The following is an 18,041-nucleotide window of genomic DNA, read 5'->3' as shown; positions in this document are numbered from 1 at the left end:
TGTTGTTTTTAGGTTAACATTATCGTAGCTAAAATATTTACTTGTTGTCAATCAAAATATTTTGATAAGAAGGCTTTAAATAGTCTCTTAGCAACGTATATGGAATACGAAATTGCGGAATTCCACTTGAATACGGAGCAATCTCATATAAAGGGAAATAAATGATGAGATTGTCTGGCTCTAAAAAGAAGTGAAACTTTTTCATACTCATTACCTTTTCAGTTGCATCAGGAAAATAAATACTTTCATTTTGTTTAATTTGTCTTACAATCTCTGCACGGATTACATCTTTATATTTATCTTTTTGTTGAAATAAATCGTCTAAGTGCAGTAGCTTTTTTTCTTTTAAATCAAATGTATTTGCCTTCCACGTATAAAGACCGTGTGCTCCGCCAGTATATTGATAGTAATTCACATATAGGCTAAGAAAAGGTGGTTTGTTTAAAGAGACTTTATAATCAACATTTGCTACGTACGGATGAAATGGTGTACTAGATCCTTCTGTCTCTTTATAGTATTTTTTTGCTTCTTTTTCTAATTTGTTTTTAAATTTGTCAGTGGACTTTTTGTAGTATAAATTGAGCTTATTTTGAAATGTAGAGTCAGAAAAGTTGTGAAAAGAAGGCCTATTTATTTGATATTCTATATAAGGTTTCTTACCTTTTTGCGTTACAGTATTAACATCGATTGTCAGGTTAGATGCTTTGGCTGTTATTGCACAATTTGGTACAATAGTCAGCAAGGAGAACATAAGCAGTAATATACAAAATTTCTGTTTCATTTAGGTGAAGCCTCCTTATATAAGTGTTATAAGTAGTTTGAAAATAAATAGGTAAAATTATACATTTAATTAAAGCAAGAGAAGGAGGAAGCGATATGGCAAAAACTTTAATGGATTCACTTGGAATTGAGTTGTTAGAGATGACAGAAGATAAGGTGGTTGCTACGATGCCTGTTGATGAGCGTACGCATCAGCCATTTGGATTTTTACATGGCGGTGCATCGGTTGCATTGGCAGAAACAGTGGCAAGTGTTGGTTCATACAATTTAATTGATCAAGAAAAATGTATTTGTTTCGGATTAGAAATTAATGCAAACCACATTCGCTCAAAGAAAGATGGAATTGTAACAGCGATCGGAACACCGATACATAGAGGACAATCGACAATGGTTTGGGATGTTCGTATTATTGATGAAAATGATGATTTACTATGTATATCAAGATGTACAGTAGCAATTAAAGAAAAACGTGAAAAGTAAAAAAGAGGCGCTCTTATGAGCAGCCTCTTTTTCTTATAATTAGAACTGGATTTTCTTCTCTAAGAAACCTTTTAGTTCGCTAATTGGCATACGAACTTGTTCCATTGTATCACGGTCACGTACTGTAACAGCTTTGTCTTCAACTGAGTCGAAGTCGTATGTGATACAGAATGGTGTACCGATTTCGTCTTGACGACGGTAACGTTTACCGATAGAACCAGTTTCATCAAAGTCTACCATGAAGTCTTTAGCTAATTCTGCGAATACTTCAGTAGCACCTTCAGATAGCTTTTTAGATAATGGTAAGATAGCTGCTTTGTATGGTGCTAAAGCAGGGTGGAAACGAAGAACTGTACGAGAATCGTTTTCTAATTGCTCTTCTTCATATGCATCACATAAGAATGCTAATGTTACACGGTCTGCGCCTAAAGATGGCTCGATGCAGTATGGTACGTAACGCTCATTCGTTTGTGGATCGATATAATTAAAGTCTTCGTTTGAGTGTTCCATGTGACGTTTTAAGTCGAAGTCTGTACGAGATGCAACGCCCCAAAGTTCGCCCCAACCGAATGGGAATTTGAATTCAATGTCAGTTGTTGCATTACTATAGTGAGATAACTCTTCTTCACCGTGGTCACGAAGACGCATGCTCTCTTCAGTCATACCAAGTGAAAGTAACCAGTTTTTACAAGTTTCACGCCAGAATGCGAACCACTCTAAATCTTCACCAGGCTTACAGAAGAATTCAAGTTCCATTTGTTCGAATTCACGTGTACGGAATGTGAAGTTACCAGGCGTGATTTCGTTACGGAAACTCTTACCGATTTGGCCAATACCAAATGGAAGCTTTTTACGCATAGAGCGTTGAACGTTTTTGAAGTTTACGAAAATACCTTGTGCTGTTTCAGGACGAAGGAAGATTTCGTTTGTGCTAGACTCTGTAACACCTTGGAATGTTTTGAACATTAAGTTGAACTGACGGATTTCAGTGAATTCTTCACTACCGCAATCAGGACATTTTACTTCATGTTCTTTCATTAAGTCAGCCATTTGGTCGAAAGTAAGACCATCAACAACCATTTCGATGCCTTTTGCATCTAAAGCATCCTCAATTAATTTGTCAGCACGGTGACGAGCTTTACATTTTTTACAGTCGATCATTGGATCGTTGAAGTTACCAACGTGACCAGAAGCGATCCAAGTTTTAGGGTTCATTAAAATAGCTGCGTCTAAACCAACGTTGTATGGAGATTCTTGAATGAATTTTTTCCACCAAGCTTTTTTAACGTTATTTTTTAATTCGATTCCAAGTGGACCGTAATCCCAAGTGTTTGCAAGACCACCGTAAATTTCAGAACCAGGGAAAACAAAACCGCGATGTTTCGCTAAGTTTACAACTTGTTCCATTGAATACATAAGAAAATCCTCCTTTTGAAAGTTAACGTATTGGCGATGACATACTCTGATACTTTGGAAACGAGCAGTATAGCTAAAAAGAACATAAAAAAACGCTCATCCCAAGGCTTATTTGCCTAGGGACGAGCGTTTGCCCGCGGTTCCACCCTAGTTGATACACAAAGGTGCATCCACTTTATCATGTATTGCTCGGGACTGCCGTTTCCTTGCGGCTTCAGGCTTTCACTATCCCTGAATCGCTTTTTATGCAAGTACTTATAAGTCCGTCATCGCTACTTATATTAGTAATAATGAACATATTCTAACACGTTCTTTTTTAAATCTCAATAGAGGAACGCGTCTATCTATGATAGAGTCTCGCCTATTTTTTCATTATTTATTCCGTAATTTTCTTTAATATGCTTAATTGCTTCACGCTTACTTAATGGAGCGAGCTCGTTGTTTTGCACGTATTCCCAAACTACATCCGGATTTGTTTTTGCATATTCACGAAGGACCCAGCCAATCGCTTTTTGAATGAAAAATTCTTTTGAAGAATGTAGTTGTCCAATAATCCAGAAAAGAAGTTCCTCATCCATCTTTTGTTTATATTTCAGTTGGAATAAAATAGCGGCGCGTTGTAACCATATGTTATCTGATGCAATCCATTTTGGAATATAAGCAGAAATCAATTCTGGGTGTTTTAAAAAGATAGTACCTAAGAATGTAGGGACGATGCTATCGACAGAGTCCCACCAAGATTTTGTGACAATAAGTTCTTCTAAGAAGGGGATATGAGTTTCGTTTATATGCTTTTTATATTTTTGCATAATATCAAGTGCGGCCGCTTGGAATTCACGTTCTGGTAAGTCCCAAAGCTCACGTACGATAATTTGGAAGTCTTTTTTATCTGGGAGAGTATGTATTTGAATGACGTCTTTTAATAATTGGCGTCTTTCCGGTGTTTGAATACCTAGAAATGGGAAGTGATTTTTCATATAACGAGCCATAGGTTCTGCTTTTTCAGGATTTTTATGAGCTGTGAAATGCTCTTGTAATGCTTTTACAAATGGATGCATAAGTGTTTCTCCTCTCTTATTCTCTTTCTTCTCTTATTATACAAAGAGTTTGGATAAATTTTAAAACATAACTTGCAATGTAATGAAATATGTTGAAAGTAGAGAGGAGAGGATAAGATGGAGGATCAAGGCGTACTAGCAGGTTTCTTTGCTCTTAGTTTTGCGTTTATTCTTGTTATATTGATTTGGGCAATTATTTCATATTTGTTAACGGCTTTTGCACTTTATTCGATGGCGAAAAATGATGGTGCAACAGACGGGGTGCTTGCGTTTATTCCGTTTTTGAATAGTAAGACGTGGGGTGACTTAGCGAAAGATAAATTACCAGATTTTTTGAAAGAAGAAGCAGGGTGGAAAGTATTCGGTATATATGTTGCATGTTTCATTTTTAATTTCGTACCAATTATAAGTTTACTAGCAACAGCTGTATCGATTGTATTGTCTATTTATCTTATCTACGCTATTTTAGACAGATATGGAACGAACTCTATATTATTTACGATTATTCATGTAATCACATTTTCGGTGTTCTTACCGATTCATTTATTTATTATTCGAAATGAACCGGTGAGATATAAAGAGTAGATTTTTCGTTTTTGTTGATAAGTCGATATATTTTAGATATAAGTAAAAAAGCGCCCTGATTATCAGAGCGCTCTTTTTACTACATAAGGTAGCGTAAATAAATATAAATGTGAGAAATGATTAATGAAACGATCATAATTGGGAAACCGACTTTTAGGAATTCCATGTAACTAAATTTATGTCCTTCGCGGCTCGCAATACCTGCAACGATTACGTTAGCAGAAGCTCCGATTAATGTTCCGTTTCCACCGAGACAAGCACCTAGTGCTAATGCCCACCATAATACATCGATTTGTGCGTCAGATGGTGATAAGCCTAGCCCGACTGCCATATCGTTAATAAGTGGAATCATTGTTGCGACGAATGGGATGTTATCAATTGTTGCAGAGGCGATACCAGATACCCATAAAATAAGGATGGATGCGTAAGAAATATCTCCGCCTGTTATACCAATTACTTTTTGAGCTAACATTTTGATAAGACCGATATCGATAAGTCCTCCAACAAGTACGAATAGCCCTGCGAAGAAGAAGATTGTTACCCACTCTACGCTTGCAAATACTTCTTCAATTTCATGCTCTTTCACACCAATTAACATAAGTACAGTAGCACCAGTTAAGGCAATGATAGCCGCATCAATATGGAAAATAGAATGAGTCATGAAACCTACAATCGTAAGTCCAAGCACCGTTAAAGATTTTTTCATTAATACTGGATCTTTAATGTATTGTTTTTCATCTAAGCTCATTAATTTTTTAACCTGTACAGGATCGGCAATTAATTGTTTACGGTACATGAAGTAAAGTATTGTTGCTGTAACTCCAATAATAATAATTACGATTGGTGCTAGATTCAATAGGAAAGCATTGAAGTCTAAATGCTTATTGGCAGAACCAATCATAATGTTAGGTGGATCACCAATTAATGTTGCCGTTCCCCCAATGTTTGAAAAAATAATTTCAGAAAGTAAATATGGAACAGGATTTACTTGCAGTATGCGCGTAATAGATAAAGTAACTGGAACAACAAGAAGTACAGTTGTAACGTTATCTAAAAATGCGGAGCCAAGCGCGGTAAGTAGGGAAAGGGAAATTAAAATTTTAATTGGATTTCCTTGTGCCCCTTTTGCTGCTTTAATGGCAACGTATTGGAAAACACCTGATTTACTCGTAATGTTCACCAAAATCATCATACCGATGAGTAGCGTAATCGTTCCCCATTCAATATGTTTCGTAAAGGCGTTATGTAAATCGACGACCCCCACAATTACCATGAATGCTGCACCAAGAAGTGCGATGACAGCGCGATTAATTTTTTCAGAAATAATAATGGCATATGTAATTAAAAAGACTGCGATAGCAAAATAATACTGCCAGTTAGCGAGTTCTTGCGTTGTTTCGTGCAAAAATCTCATCTCCTTTCATTCATTTTTCTTAGTGTGTCAAATATTAACTAGATGAAACACACATAACGTCATTATAAAGTAGAAAAACTGCGGATGTAAATGCAAGGAGGGATTTTGTCATATTTTCTGCATAGGTCATTTTTTCTTATTTTTTAAAATATTTGTGGGCATTTGACATATATATAAGATACATCCAATCTGAATATTTAAAATGGAATTAGCATTCGAGCTTGTTCGTGTAGGAGTGTCAAATAGAAAGGAATGATAAAAATGATAAGGAAGGGATCGTATGGATGAACAACGATTTTTATTTTTAGACTTTGAGTTTACGATGCCCCAGCATAGAAAGAAACCGAAAGGATTTTTTCCGGAAATTATTGAGGTAGGACTCGTTTCAGTTGCTGGCTGTAAGGTGGAAGATACGTATTCATCACATGTCAGGCCGAAAACATTTCCCTCTTTAACGGATCGATGTAAGAAGTTTTTAGGAATAAAACAAGAAGTCGTGGATAAAGGGATTTCATTTCCTGAACTCGTTAAGAAGCTTGCGGAATACGAAACGAAATGTAAACCGACAATTGTAACGTGGGGAAATATGGATATGAAAGTGCTGAAGCATAATTGTGAAATGGCAGGGATAGCTTTTCCATTCTTCGGACAGTGTCGTGATTTATCGCTTGAGTATAAGAAGTTTTTTGGAGAAAGAAATCAAACAGGATTATGGAAAGCAATTGAGGCGTACGGAAAAGTAGGGACAGGGAAGCATCATTGTGCGCTTGATGATGCGATGACGACGTACAATATTTTTAAACTAGTAGAAAAAGATAAAGAGTATTTAGTAAAACCAGCACCTCCAACATTAGGAGAACTCGTTGATTTTTCAAAAGTGTTAAAGAAAGTGAGCACACAGTAACGACCAAATTGCACATTATGTAATTTGGTCGTTTTGTTTTTTAAAGTTTGTAGTCTTTCTTTAACTGTTCTAATGTTTCTAGACTACGCTCTGCAAAAGGTGAATCATCTTCAGAAAATGAATTCATTTGGGTTTCTAATGCTAATTTTAGTGACTCGGTATAATCCGGAATTTCTCCTTCATATTTTTTCACCATTTGCTCTGGAATGTTCGTCTGTTCACGGAAAGCTAAAGCGCGTCTTTCATGGAAAAATGGTACGGCAGCTTGTTTTACGTTATGTAAGTCACCTTGCACCGGATGTTTTAAAACAGCTAATACTTTTACGACGTAACTGCCAGGGCGGCTATTTGTAACTTCGCCGATGTATTTGCCAGTTTTATAAATGCCAGTAACGATTTCACCAATTTCAAATGTTTCTCTCATATTTTTCACCTCAAGTTTATAGTAAGGAAAGTAGGAGAAGGAGTCAAAGAAATCATTCGCTTTCGGAACGCCCCCTTGAGAATATGGATAGGTTCCACTATAATTTAAAGTTATATAACAGAAAATTCTGATGTTTTACAAATCCTATAATAAGGAGTGTTCTATATGATGCCTTTATATTTTCCGGAAGATAAAACAGAATATATTATTCCAGGGATTGTTTGCGTGCTATTTATCATTGGTGCCGTTGCTACGTGGCGTATGTTCATTCGTGTATCAAAACGCGAAGCAGAGCGATTACAGAAAGTTGAAGAAAAACTATTAGCTGAAAAGAAACAGTAACGCATTTTTGTATGTTTCCCTCTATGCTCGGACAATCTAAGGGCAGAATATATTTTGGAGGGAATGGAATGAAGAAACGGCTTTTTTTCAGTTGTTGTTTATTATTTCTGATGGCAGGTTGTGACCAAGGAAAGCCGAAAGAAATTGAAGTGAAATTACATAATGCTTCAGGAGATGAAGTAGGGACTGCGAAAGTAGTGCAGCAAACAAGTGGCGTGAAAATTACGATTAAAGGAGAAGGTTTCACGCCAGGACCACACGGACTACATGTACATGAAATCGGAGAGTGTAAGGCACCTCGTTTTGAATCATCCGGGAATCATTTTAATCCTGATGATAAAAAACATGGTCTTCTTAATCCGAAGGGTGCAGAAAACGGTGATTTACCGAACGTAGTTGCAGATGTTTCTGGGAAGATTAAAGCGGAAATCGATGCACCTCACATCACACTTGAAGAAGGAAAAACGACGATTCATAGAAAAGATGGAGCGTCTATTATTATTACAGAAAACCCTGATGATGGTATGACACAACCGACAGGTAAATCAGGCGATCGAATTGCTTGTGGTGTAATTGTAAAAAAAGCAGCGGATATGAAGAAAAAGTAAAAGCTACCGTGCTGGTAGCTTTTTTTTGTGTAGTATAAGTGAAAATATATCAGCGATTATTGGAATATATTGACCGTAACTTGAAATATATCAACTTACCGACAAAATATGACAAAGGAGTCTGTCCCAGAATGATTAGGGGACAGACTCCTCTATTATTATGAAAACGTATGACGCAGTCTGTTCAAAATTTCTTCTAAAACAGATCGTGGACAGCCGATGTTAATTCGAATATGTTCTTCGCCACCTAACCCGTATTTCTCACCAGGTTCAACGATGATTTTTCCTTTTTCCTCAAGTAATGCAGTACGCTCGTTTTGAGAAAGCTTTAGACGAGAACAATCAATCCATAATAAAAAGCTACCTTCTGGCTTCGTTACGGAAAGAGCAGGTATGTGAGTTTTAATATATTCACAAGCAAATTGAGCATTATCTTCTATATATAATCGAATTTCGTTTAACCAATCATTACATTCTGTATAGGCACTTTGCATCGCTGTGTAGGCAAAGATATTTAACCCGTGGAAGCCTTGTCTATATTGGATAGCTGTAAAGGCGTGACGGAGTTTTTCGTTTGGAATGATAATAATCGAAGCTTGTAATCCAGCGATATTAAATGTTTTACTTGGAGCCATACAAGTGATAGTGCGCTCTGCTAATTCTTCAGATAAGGAAGCGAACGGCGTATGTGTATGGTCTGCATAAATGATATCGGAATGAATTTCATCCGCGACAACGATAACGTCATATTTAGTACATAACAATCCGAGCTGCACAAGTTCCTCTTTCGTCCAAACGCGTCCGATTGGGTTATGAGGGCTACAAAGAAGCATGAGTTTGACACCTTGCTGAAACTGCTTTTCTAAATGCTCGAAGTCTATCACATATGTATCATTTTGTTTCTGTAATGGACTCACGCATAACTGCCTGTTGTTTGTTGTGACCATTTCGAAAAATGGAGGATAAATAGGTGGTTGTACGAGAACGGATTCGTTTTCTTTTGTGAAAGCCTGTATGCTCGTACTAAGAGCTGGAACGATCCCCGCGCTAAAAACAATCCATTCTTTTTGAATATCCCAGTTATATTGTTTTTTTGTCCAGTTACAAATAATATCTCCAATATTTTCGGGAGGAAGTGTATAGCCGAAAATAGGATGCTCAATACGTTTCTTTAAAGCAGTTTGAATTTGTGTTGGTACTTCAAAATCCATATCAGCAATCCAAGCATGGATAAGTTCTTCGTTTTTATATGTATCCCATTTTATACTATGCGTTCCACGTCGATTGATTGCTTTATGAAATAGTTGCATACGTTTGCCCCCTTCTTCTGTAAAACCAATAAGTTATGAAAGTTCTCTCTCTTCTTATAGAATAGCTGATGTGATAGGATAAAGAAAAGTATTAAAAAGTGAAAAGGCGGGAAGCGAATGGGTACATATGAAAAGATGATAGAGGTTGTGAAGAATTGGGATCCGTTTCAAATGGGACCGGAGTTTTATGAAACAGAAGCGAGCGATGTTGTGAACGTCATAAGTGTGTTTGATGATCCAAAATACATCGCAAAGAAGATTCAACATATATACTTTATGTCTTTTGAGGAAGTACCTGCGCTTGAAAAATGTGAGAAATTAGCTGTGGAATTACTTGTAATAAAAGAAGGCGGAAGCTGTTCATTATAGGCTGTCGGAATTTCCGACGGCCTTTTTTATATTATCCCGCTATTTGCCGGGCAGTAAGACCCCCACCTCAAAATTCAGCAGAAGCAAAGAAGTTAGGTGGGGGCTAATTAAAGTTTCACTTTATTGCGCAGAAAAAGCGATAATTTCTTCATAAACATGTTCAGGCTTTTCTTCAGGTAGTAAATGTCCTGTATTTTCGTAAGAAATAAATTTTGAATTCGGTAAATCTTTGTGTAGACGATGACCTACATGTACAGGGACGACGCGGTCTTTTTCACCCCAAATGAGTAGTGTAGGTGTTTCGATTTTTTGTAATTCAGTTGAAGATAAGTCACCTTCACGGTCTCGTATCATGCGAGTTAAAGCGGGAAATATACGGTCGTCATAAAAAGGAGCGGAGTAACCTTTTTTCATTTCATCGTCAATTAATGAGTGATCATGAACGACATTCATTAAGTTATGAACAATACCGCGTCTAATAATCCAGTTCTTTACGTATAAATGAAAGAACGGTAAATAAGAAGAGTATAGTAAAGGTAAGGTTGCGCGTGCTAAATAGCTAGAGCTGCATAGTAAAATCGTTTTTGAAATGAGTTCAGGACGTATACGGTTTACATAGAGAGAAATTTGCCCACCCATAGAGTGCCCAACTAATACAATGTTTGAGAGAGATAAATGTTCAATTAAATCAATAATAATCGTTGCTAAATTGTGATAAGAATACTTAAACAGATGAGACTTATCACTTTTTCCGAACGGTGGTAAATCAAGAGCAATCACTGTTCCTGCTTTCGATAGTAAGGGAATGAGACGACGGTAACTGAATGAGGAAGATAAAAAGCCGTGAACGAGTACGAAAGTAGGACGTTCTGTTTTGTTATCGTGTTCATACAATTCGTAATGAATAGTAGTGCCGCGAGTGGAAAAAGTGAAATAAGGACAAGTATATTCGTGATTCATTTTTTGTCACTCCATTGATTTTTGTTCATATCATCTCCAAGGAAGAAGAAAATATGTTAACAAAAAAAGGCAAGATGACGACGTCATCTTGCCTTTCGTTTATTCAGTATTACCCGCGAACAATATTAGGCGGTGTTTTTCCTTGTAATCCTGCAACTAAATTTTCAGCGGCGGTCATAGCCATTTGCTGCCTAGTTTTTAATGTTGCAGATCCGATGTGTGGTAAAGTCACAACATTTTGTAATGATAAGAGTGGATTATCTTTTTGAATCGGCTCTTGTGTAAATGTATCAATACCTGCTGCAAAGATTTTCTTTTCTGTTAAAGCATGGATTAACGCTTCTTCATCTACTGTTTTCCCGCGAGAAGCATTAATGAAGATTGCTGTTTCTTTCATTAATGAAAATTCCTTTTCTCCGATAAGGTGATATGTTTCATCTGTTAATGGAGTAAGAAGAACAATAAAGTCAGACTGCTTCAGTAGCGTCTGTAAATCACAATATGTAGCATCGAATTTTTGTTCAGCTTCTTCTTTACGACGGCGGTTATAGTAAAGAACATTCATATCAAATCCGAATTTTGCTCGTTTTGCAACGGCTTCTCCAATTCGGCCCATACCGATAATACCAATTGTGCTATGGTGTACATCTAGTCCGAAGTGTTCTTTTCCGATTTCAGCGTTCCATTCACCATTTTTCACGTAAGAATCGAGTTCGCAAACGCGGCGCCCAGCTGATAGCATAAGGGCGAAAACGAGATCAGCTACTGTATCATCTAATACGTATGGTGTATTCGTTCCGATAACATTTCGGCTTTTCATCGCTTGTAAATCAAAATTATCGTAACCGACAGAAATGTTGCTCACTACTTTTAAGTTAGGAGCCACTGTCAGTAATTCTTCATTAATAGCAGATCCGAAATTTAATAACCCATCTTTATCTTGTATTTTCTCTAATAGAACATCACGAGGTACTTTCTCATTTTGATCCCATTTTTCATAATCACAGTGTTCTGATAAATAGTTTTCTACAAATGTTGGAACTGGTTCAGCAATATAAACTTTTGGTTTCACGGTTCCATCCCCTTTCGCTTTATCACGCATTTTTCCGCTGATTAAAGTTTCACTTTATTTTGACATAATTCAATAGAAAAATCTTCTTTTCAAACTGGAAAGGGTATTTGTATAATTTAAACACAAACGAAAAGGAAGGATGATTTATATGGTGACAGAAAAAGAATTAGAATTATTAGCTTGTCTTGAAAAGAGTAGTCGATTATCTGTAGATACATTAGCGAAGCTGTTAAATATAGAGGTAGAAGAAGTAAAGAAGATGGTTGCGAGGTTAGAAAATGAAAAGATTATTGTGGATTATGTAACACATATTGATTGGACGAAGGTGAAAGAACATACAGGTTTAACGGCAATGATCGATGTGAAAGTTACGCCAAAGCATGGCGTTGGGTTTGATGCGGTTGCTGAACAAATTTATCGTTATTCAGAAGTGAAATCCGTTTATTTAATGTCAGGGACATATGATCTTTCTATTACATTAGAAGGGAAAACGATGGGAGAAGTAGCGATGTTTGTTTCTGAGAAATTAGCAACAATTGAATCTGTTGTTTCTACAACTACTCATTTCATTTTGAAGAAGTATAAACATGAGGGCGTTATTTATGAAAAAGACGATGATGATAAGCGAATTGTGGTGACACCATGAAGCAATTTGAACTATCTAGATCAGCAGAATCTTTAAAACCATCTGGTATTCGAAAATTTTTTGATTTAGCAGCAAATATGAAAGGTGTTATTTCCCTCGGGGTAGGAGAGCCAGATTTTGTTACACCTTGGAATGTAAGGCAAGCATGTATTCGTTCTTTGGAACAAGGGTATACGTCATATACAGCAAATGCAGGATTATTGGAGCTCCGTCAAGAAATAGCAAAGTATCTAAAAAAACAATTTGCAGTATCTTATGATCCAAGTGATGAAATCATTGTTACAGTTGGAGCGAGCCAGGCGTTAGATGTAGCGATGCGCGCCATTATAAATCCTGATGATGAAGTGCTCATTATTGAACCGAGCTTCGTTTCTTATGCACCACTTGTGACATTAGCTGGAGGAGTTCCGGTTCCTGTGGCGACTACGTTAGAAAACGAGTTTAAAGTACAACCAGAACAAATTGAAGCAGCTATTACAGCGAAAACAAAGGCAATTTTGCTTTGTTCACCAAATAACCCGACAGGTGCAATGCTAAATAAATCCGAGCTTGATGAAATAGCAGTGATTGTTGAGAAGTACAATTTAATCGTATTATCTGATGAAATTTATGCAGAACTTGTATACGACGAAGTATATACAAGTTTCGCCAGTATTAAAAATATGCGTGAGCATACGATTTTAATTTCAGGATTTTCAAAAGGATTTGCGATGACAGGATGGCGCCTCGGTATGATTGCAGCTCCTGTTCAATTTTCAGAATTAATGCTCAAAATCCATCAGTATTCAATGATGTGTGCACCGACGATGTCTCAGTTTGCAGCACTTGAGGCGTTACGCGCAGGGAACGATGAAGTAATTCGAATGAGAGATAGCTATAAGAAGCGTCGTAACTTCATGACGACATCTTTCAATGAAATGGGCTTAACGTGTCATGTGCCGGGCGGAGCATTTTATGTTTTTCCTTCTATATCTTCAACCGGATTATCTTCAGCGGAATTTGCAGAACAGTTATTGTTGGAAGAAAAAGTGGCCGTTGTCCCTGGTAGCGTATTTGGCGAAAGTGGTGAAGGATTTATTCGTTGTTCATATGCGACGTCGCTTGAACAACTTATGGAAGCGATGAAGAGAATGGAACGATTTGTAGAAAATAAAAAAAGGACAAAACGTAATACGTTTTGTCCATAAAAGGGGGGGAATACTAGAAAGCCATGTGTTAGTAGTCTATCCCAATATTGGAGAATTATACTTCTTTAAGGGAAATTTTTCATGAATTTTGAATGAGTTCTGTCATAGTGGTATAATTTACTAATATAAGGTATACGCATTCTAGATATCATTATCTAGAATGCGTACTAACCAATCGGATATTTAAAATAAATATATCTGCTTTGCTCTCTATAATTGTAGAGAGAATGGTAAACGTATGGGAGTGTTTCATATGTCAGAACAATATACAACAGGAGTGGTTGTAACAGGGAAAGTGACTGGAATTCAAGATTACGGTGCATTTGTAGCGTTAGATGCAGAAACACAAGGACTTGTGCATATATCTGAAATTACAAATGGATATGTAAAGGATATTCATGACTTTTTAAAAGTCGGCGATACAGTAGAAGTAAAGGTACTTTCAATTGATGAAGAGCACAGAAAAATGAGTTTATCGTTAAAAGCGGCGAAAAGAAAACAAGGAAGGATTCTTATACCGAACCCATCTGAAAACGGATTTAATACGCTGCGAGAAAAGTTGGCAGAATGGATTGAAGAGTCCGAGTTAACAAAGTAAAAGAGGAACGCATATGAGCGTTCCTCTTTTACTTTATCTTATGATATATATTTGCAAATATGATTGCATGCAATCATATTCGTATGTCGGAGGTGAAAGGACATACTGATTATCGAATTTCGTTTGTTTCTGGGTGCGTACCAAGATTTTCAGATGGTTTAAACAGTAAACCAAGGTTGATAAGCCCAGATATACCAACGATGCCGTAAATAATACGTGCAAGAGCTGAATTTTGTCCGCCGAAAATGGCTGCTACTAAGTCAAACTGGAAAAATCCGATTAGTCCCCAGTTCACAGCGCCAATTACAGTAAAGACTAATGCGATACGTTGCAAAGTACTCATGAAAAAGCCCCCCTTAATTGTGAAGCATGAGCAAGCGATGAGTTAATTAACTCTTTTATAGAATGGGGTAGTTATGTTGTTTTTATACATAAAAAATGTTCGAAAGATGATGTATATACATCTATACCGAAAAATGCGAATTTTTATGCAAAAAATGAACTTTTTCTAAAAAATATATATTGGTTACGTTTACAATGGTTGAATCGCTTGATTTACAACTTCAGTTTCGCTAAAGTGAATACAGAAATACATATCCATAATTGGAGGGAAAAAGATGAGTACACATGTAACGTTCGACTATTCTAAAGCGTTATCCTTCATCGGTGAACATGAAATCACTTATTTACGTGATGCAGTGAAAGTAACACATCATGCAATCCACGAAAAAACTGGAGCTGGGAACGATTTCCTTGGGTGGGTAGACCTTCCGCTTCAATATGACAAAGAAGAATTCGCTCGCATTCAAAAATGCGCAGAAAAAATTAAAAACGACTCTGACATTTTACTTGTTGTAGGTATTGGTGGTTCTTACCTAGGAGCACGCGCAGCAATCGAAATGTTAAGCCATTCTTTCTACAACACGCTATCTAAAGAACAACGTAAAACTCCACAAGTGCTATTTGTTGGACAAAACATTAGCTCCACTTACATGAAAGATTTAATGGACGTATTAGAAGGTAAAGACTTCTCTATTAACGTTATTTCCAAATCAGGTACAACAACAGAGCCAGCACTAGCATTCCGTATTTTCCGTAAGTTATTAGAAGAGAAGTATGGAAAAGAAGAAGCTCGCAAACGTATTTATGCAACTACAGATAAAGCACGTGGTGCATTAAAAACATTAGCTGATAACGAAGGTTACGAAACATTCGTTATTCCAGATGATGTTGGAGGACGTTTCTCTGTATTAACGCCAGTTGGTTTATTACCAATCGCAGTAAGTGGCTTAAATATTGAAGAGATGATGAAAGGTGCAGCTGCTGGTCATGATGACTTCGGAACATCAGAACTAGAAGAAAACCCAGCTTACCAATACGCAGTAGTTCGTAACGCTTTATACAATAAAGGAAAAACAATTGAAATGCTTGTTAACTATGAGCCAGCACTTCAATACTTCGCTGAGTGGTGGAAACAGTTATTTGGTGAAAGTGAAGGAAAAGATCAAAAAGGTATTTTCCCATCTTCAGCAAACTTCTCAACTGACTTACACTCATTAGGTCAATACGTTCAAGAAGGTCGTCGTGACTTATTTGAAACAGTTCTTAAAGTAGGTAAATCTACACATGAACTAACAATCGAATTAGAAGACAACGATTTAGACGGATTAAACTACCTTGCTGGTGAAACTGTAGACTTCGTAAACACAAAAGCATACGAAGGTACATTACTTGCACATAGCGACGGGGGAGTACCAAATTTAATCGTAAATATTCCTGAATTAAATGAGTACACATTCGGTTACCTTGTATACTTCTTCGAAAAAGCATGTGCGATGAGCGGCTACTTATTAGGCGTAAATCCATTTGACCAACCTGGCGTAGAAGCATACAAGAAAAACATGTTTGCTTTACTTGGTAAACCAGGATTTGAAGAATTAAAAGCAGAATTAGAAGAGCGTTTAAAATAATAAAAAGCGACCGGATTCCGGTCGCTTTTTATTATTTTATCGAAAAGTCCATCAGTATATTCAAACTAGAGTGGGTATGCTAAAGGAAAAGTCTTGGAGGGATGGGCTTGATTCCGATTCAATCAAATTTAGAAGGACGTACATATGCGTTATATAAATTAGAAGAGGTTATGAAACCACTTGGATATAGTATTGGTGGTAATTGGGATTATGATAAAGGATGCTTCGATTACAAAATCGATGAAGAAGATGGGTATCAATTTTTACGAGTGCCGTTTACAGCAGTAGATGGTGAACTAGATGTACCTGGTGTAGTAGTCCGTCTTGAAACGCCGTATATTCTTTCGCACGTATATCAAGACGAACTAGATGATAATGTGAATACTTTAACCGCGGGAACGAGTGGGATGGATCAATTTGCTGAACCGAAAGATCCAGATGCAGAAGTGAAAAGAAAATATATCAATATTGGAAAAGTGCTCATGCGGGAACTAGAAAAACATTTTCTTAATGGTGAATAACAATGAGTACGTCGCTTTCGATAAGAATGAAGGTATGGACTGGGTTAATCATATATTGATCGTCGCGCTTTATACCTAGTAAGAGAATGTTTTGTTTTAAAAGGGTATAGCTACAATTTGCAAAGGTTTGTCCGGTGCAGGACGGAGAAAGCTCCATCAGTTGTAATTTATTATCAGAGATTTCATCGTAAAGTGAGAATAGTACACCTGAAATAGAAGGGAATAAAAGAGAAGCGGTAAATACATAACTCGTTAATTTATTTCCTTCTATAATTTCTGACGCGCCAGCTCTCGTTGCATTTTGAATTTGTTCAGTAGTAAGTAGTTCTGCGATGCAGTGAATGTTTGGATTGAGTCCTTTTGCAGTTAAAATATTTAAAATGGATTGTGTATCTGCTAAGCTTTCGTTCTTTTCTTTATCCGCTGTTATTAATATGGTGTGTGCCGTTTTAATATTAGCTTTTAATAAAGTTTGATCGTGGTGCGGACAACCTTTTATAAATTCTAAATGATGAAATGGTTTTGGGAGTAAAGAAAGTGTTTCATCAATTAAAACGATATCAAGGTTTGGTTGTAATACATGCATTTGCTTTACAACATGTTTTGCACGCTCATTCCAGCCAACGATAATCATATGACCGTTAGAGGTAGCGGCTTCTTCACCTTTAATTTTCATATATTGTTTACTGATCATCTCAGTAGCGAATAGAACCATATAATAAGAACAAAAGCCAGTTCCTAATAAAATAATACTTATACCTATTAGTTTTCCTATCGTTGTATGGGGAGCAAAGTCGCCATATCCAACTGTAAAAATGGTAACGATTGACCACCAAATTCCGTCAAACCATGTAGTGAAATGAGAGGGTTCTAATCTATGTATAAGAAAACCAGAAAAAGCAGTGAATACAATAATAAAACAAATTAAACGAAAAATAATGGAATCACGAAATGTATCTACTAAATTCGGACGGGATTTCAATAGTAAATTCCTCCTTGTTTTGCAGGACTACATTCATTGTTACCATTATAGAAAAAAGAAAAACTCTCTAATTAAAGAGAGTTTGTTTTATGCTACATACTTTCCACTTCAGTTTGTTGGACACTTTCAAGATGTTGAAGAGCATAGTAAACATCAGCAGTAGGTCTTTTTTGATCAATGGACAGTTTAAGATGTAAATAGTGAGAACCGTTTTCTAATGTTTTAAGCTTCATATTCTTAACTTTTATATCCATTTCCTTTATTTCTTCAATTACGATTGGGATATTGTCCATATTTCGTACAACAAGTTTCACAGCGATATCACGTTGACGAAATGACCTAGGGCCTACATATTTCATCGCGAGTGGTATAAGTTCGACACTAATCATAAGGAAACACATTCCGAAAATCGCCT

General features: G+C 36.6%; 22 protein-coding genes (1 of these 22 cut by a window edge). 11 read left to right on the top strand and 11 right to left on the bottom strand.

Annotated features, from left to right (window positions below; translation table 11 throughout):
* Positions 1-37 precede the first annotated feature (37 nt).
* A complete protein-coding gene (locus N2V79_RS24190) occupies positions 38-781 on the bottom strand; it encodes a DUF3298 and DUF4163 domain-containing protein (protein ID WP_340720271.1) in 744 nt (247 codons plus the stop codon).
* A 95-nt stretch (positions 782-876) separates the two neighbouring features.
* Between N2V79_RS24190 and N2V79_RS24185 the strand changes: the two genes are divergently transcribed.
* On the top strand, positions 877-1,260 hold the full coding sequence (locus tag N2V79_RS24185; protein WP_001140612.1) for a hotdog fold thioesterase: 384 nt from the start codon (positions 877-879) through the stop codon (positions 1,258-1,260).
* A 39-nt stretch (positions 1,261-1,299) separates the two neighbouring features.
* On the opposite strand, the gene N2V79_RS24180 is transcribed toward N2V79_RS24185, so the two are convergent.
* Together N2V79_RS24180 and N2V79_RS24175 are read right to left on the bottom strand one after the other, a co-directional pair.
* Positions 1,300-2,676 carry a glycine--tRNA ligase gene (locus N2V79_RS24180; protein ID WP_000287154.1) on the bottom strand — a complete coding sequence of 459 codons (1,377 nt, stop codon included), beginning with the start codon at positions 2,674-2,676 and terminating at the stop codon, positions 1,300-1,302.
* 344 nt (positions 2,677-3,020) lie between these two features.
* Positions 3,021-3,734 carry a DNA alkylation repair protein gene (locus N2V79_RS24175; RefSeq protein ID WP_023523268.1) on the bottom strand — a complete coding sequence of 238 codons (714 nt, stop codon included), beginning with the start codon at positions 3,732-3,734 and terminating at the stop codon, positions 3,021-3,023.
* A 117-nt stretch (positions 3,735-3,851) separates the two neighbouring features.
* On the opposite strand from N2V79_RS24175, the gene N2V79_RS24170 reads away from it, so the two are divergent.
* The gene (locus N2V79_RS24170; RefSeq protein WP_000390061.1) at positions 3,852-4,319 is read left to right on the top strand and encodes a hypothetical protein; all 468 of its coding nucleotides are present in this window, start codon (positions 3,852-3,854) and stop codon (positions 4,317-4,319) included.
* A gap of 79 nt (positions 4,320-4,398) precedes the next feature.
* Here the strand turns inward: N2V79_RS24170 and N2V79_RS24165 are convergent, their stop codons facing one another.
* Positions 4,399-5,724 carry an ArsB/NhaD family transporter gene (locus tag N2V79_RS24165; RefSeq protein WP_000545210.1) on the bottom strand — a complete coding sequence of 442 codons (1,326 nt, stop codon included), beginning with the start codon at positions 5,722-5,724 and terminating at the stop codon, positions 4,399-4,401.
* A gap of 289 nt (positions 5,725-6,013) precedes the next feature.
* On the opposite strand from N2V79_RS24165, the gene kapD reads away from it, so the two are divergent.
* Entirely contained in the window at positions 6,014-6,637 is a 624-nt protein-coding gene (gene kapD, locus N2V79_RS24160; protein WP_000344356.1) for a 3'-5' exonuclease KapD, read from the top strand.
* A gap of 40 nt (positions 6,638-6,677) precedes the next feature.
* Here kapD and N2V79_RS24155 read toward each other — a convergent pair whose 3' ends face one another.
* The gene (locus N2V79_RS24155; RefSeq protein WP_340720270.1) at positions 6,678-7,061 is read right to left on the bottom strand and encodes a kinase-associated lipoprotein B; all 384 of its coding nucleotides are present in this window, start codon (positions 7,059-7,061) and stop codon (positions 6,678-6,680) included.
* Between the two features lie 165 nt (positions 7,062-7,226).
* Here N2V79_RS24155 and N2V79_RS24150 point away from each other — a divergent pair, with 165 nt between their 5' ends.
* Together N2V79_RS24150 and sodC are read left to right on the top strand one after the other, a co-directional pair.
* The gene (locus N2V79_RS24150) at positions 7,227-7,403 is read left to right on the top strand and encodes a hypothetical protein (RefSeq protein ID WP_000982763.1); all 177 of its coding nucleotides are present in this window, start codon (positions 7,227-7,229) and stop codon (positions 7,401-7,403) included.
* A 68-nt stretch (positions 7,404-7,471) separates the two neighbouring features.
* Positions 7,472-8,011 carry a superoxide dismutase [Cu-Zn] gene (gene sodC / locus N2V79_RS24145; RefSeq protein ID WP_340720269.1) on the top strand — a complete coding sequence of 180 codons (540 nt, stop codon included), beginning with the start codon at positions 7,472-7,474 and terminating at the stop codon, positions 8,009-8,011.
* A gap of 158 nt (positions 8,012-8,169) precedes the next feature.
* On the opposite strand, the gene N2V79_RS24140 is transcribed toward sodC, so the two are convergent.
* Positions 8,170-9,321 (bottom strand): MalY/PatB family protein, encoded by a 1,152-nt coding sequence (locus N2V79_RS24140; RefSeq protein ID WP_001175830.1) that lies wholly within the window; start codon positions 9,319-9,321, stop codon positions 8,170-8,172.
* A 117-nt stretch (positions 9,322-9,438) separates the two neighbouring features.
* Between N2V79_RS24140 and N2V79_RS24135 the strand changes: the two genes are divergently transcribed.
* Positions 9,439-9,690, top strand: a complete 252-nt coding sequence (locus tag N2V79_RS24135; RefSeq protein WP_000537641.1) for a YugE family protein — start codon at positions 9,439-9,441, stop codon at positions 9,688-9,690.
* Between the two features lie 120 nt (positions 9,691-9,810).
* Here the strand turns inward: N2V79_RS24135 and N2V79_RS24130 are convergent, their stop codons facing one another.
* Both N2V79_RS24130 and N2V79_RS24125 read right to left on the bottom strand, forming a co-directional pair.
* The gene (locus N2V79_RS24130; RefSeq protein WP_001015204.1) at positions 9,811-10,650 is read right to left on the bottom strand and encodes an alpha/beta fold hydrolase; all 840 of its coding nucleotides are present in this window, start codon (positions 10,648-10,650) and stop codon (positions 9,811-9,813) included.
* A gap of 109 nt (positions 10,651-10,759) precedes the next feature.
* Complete coding sequence (locus N2V79_RS24125; RefSeq protein ID WP_069356394.1) at positions 10,760-11,752, bottom strand: 2-hydroxyacid dehydrogenase; 993 nt, start codon at positions 11,750-11,752, stop codon at positions 10,760-10,762.
* 118 nt (positions 11,753-11,870) lie between these two features.
* Here N2V79_RS24125 and N2V79_RS24120 point away from each other — a divergent pair, with 118 nt between their 5' ends.
* From N2V79_RS24120 to yugI, 3 genes are all read left to right on the top strand, one after another.
* Positions 11,871-12,368: an Lrp/AsnC family transcriptional regulator gene (locus N2V79_RS24120; RefSeq protein ID WP_000255696.1), complete on the top strand. Its 498-nt coding sequence runs from the start codon at positions 11,871-11,873 to the stop codon at positions 12,366-12,368.
* Entirely contained in the window at positions 12,365-13,555 is a 1,191-nt protein-coding gene (locus N2V79_RS24115) for an aminotransferase (protein WP_000808528.1), read from the top strand. Before N2V79_RS24120 ends, N2V79_RS24115 begins: the two co-directional genes overlap by 4 nt.
* 253 nt (positions 13,556-13,808) lie before the next feature.
* Positions 13,809-14,153 carry a S1 domain-containing post-transcriptional regulator GSP13 gene (gene yugI / locus N2V79_RS24110; RefSeq protein ID WP_000003764.1) on the top strand — a complete coding sequence of 115 codons (345 nt, stop codon included), beginning with the start codon at positions 13,809-13,811 and terminating at the stop codon, positions 14,151-14,153.
* 109 nt (positions 14,154-14,262) lie between these two features.
* Here the strand turns inward: yugI and N2V79_RS24105 are convergent, their stop codons facing one another.
* Positions 14,263-14,496, bottom strand: coding sequence for a DUF378 domain-containing protein (locus N2V79_RS24105; RefSeq protein WP_000105788.1), 234 nt, complete (start codon positions 14,494-14,496; stop codon positions 14,263-14,265).
* A gap of 274 nt (positions 14,497-14,770) precedes the next feature.
* On the opposite strand from N2V79_RS24105, the gene N2V79_RS24100 reads away from it, so the two are divergent.
* Complete coding sequence (locus tag N2V79_RS24100) at positions 14,771-16,123, top strand: glucose-6-phosphate isomerase (protein WP_000103664.1); 1,353 nt, start codon at positions 14,771-14,773, stop codon at positions 16,121-16,123.
* 107 nt (positions 16,124-16,230) lie between these two features.
* A complete protein-coding gene (locus N2V79_RS24095; protein WP_000612347.1) occupies positions 16,231-16,644 on the top strand; it encodes a YugN-like family protein in 414 nt (137 codons plus the stop codon).
* Here N2V79_RS24095 and N2V79_RS24090 read toward each other — a convergent pair.
* Positions 16,631-17,626 (bottom strand): potassium channel family protein, encoded by a 996-nt coding sequence (locus tag N2V79_RS24090; RefSeq protein WP_000842316.1) that lies wholly within the window; start codon positions 17,624-17,626, stop codon positions 16,631-16,633. The two genes, N2V79_RS24095 and N2V79_RS24090, sit on opposite strands and share 14 nt — an antisense overlap.
* Positions 17,627-17,718: 92 nt before the next feature.
* Positions 17,719-18,041 carry the final stretch of an MgtC/SapB family protein gene (locus N2V79_RS24085; RefSeq protein WP_000386677.1) on the bottom strand. 358 nt of this gene lie beyond the right edge of the window, so 323 of the gene's 681 nt are visible here — the last part of the coding sequence; its start codon lies beyond the right edge, outside the window; its stop codon occupies positions 17,719-17,721.

Origin of the sequence: Bacillus sp. CH_70 (assembly GCF_038007045.1) — a bacterium.
GTDB classification, from domain to species: Bacteria; Bacillota; Bacilli; order Bacillales; family Bacillaceae_G; genus Bacillus_A; species Bacillus_A cereus.
This window is presented reverse-complemented; position numbering and strand designations above follow the sequence as displayed.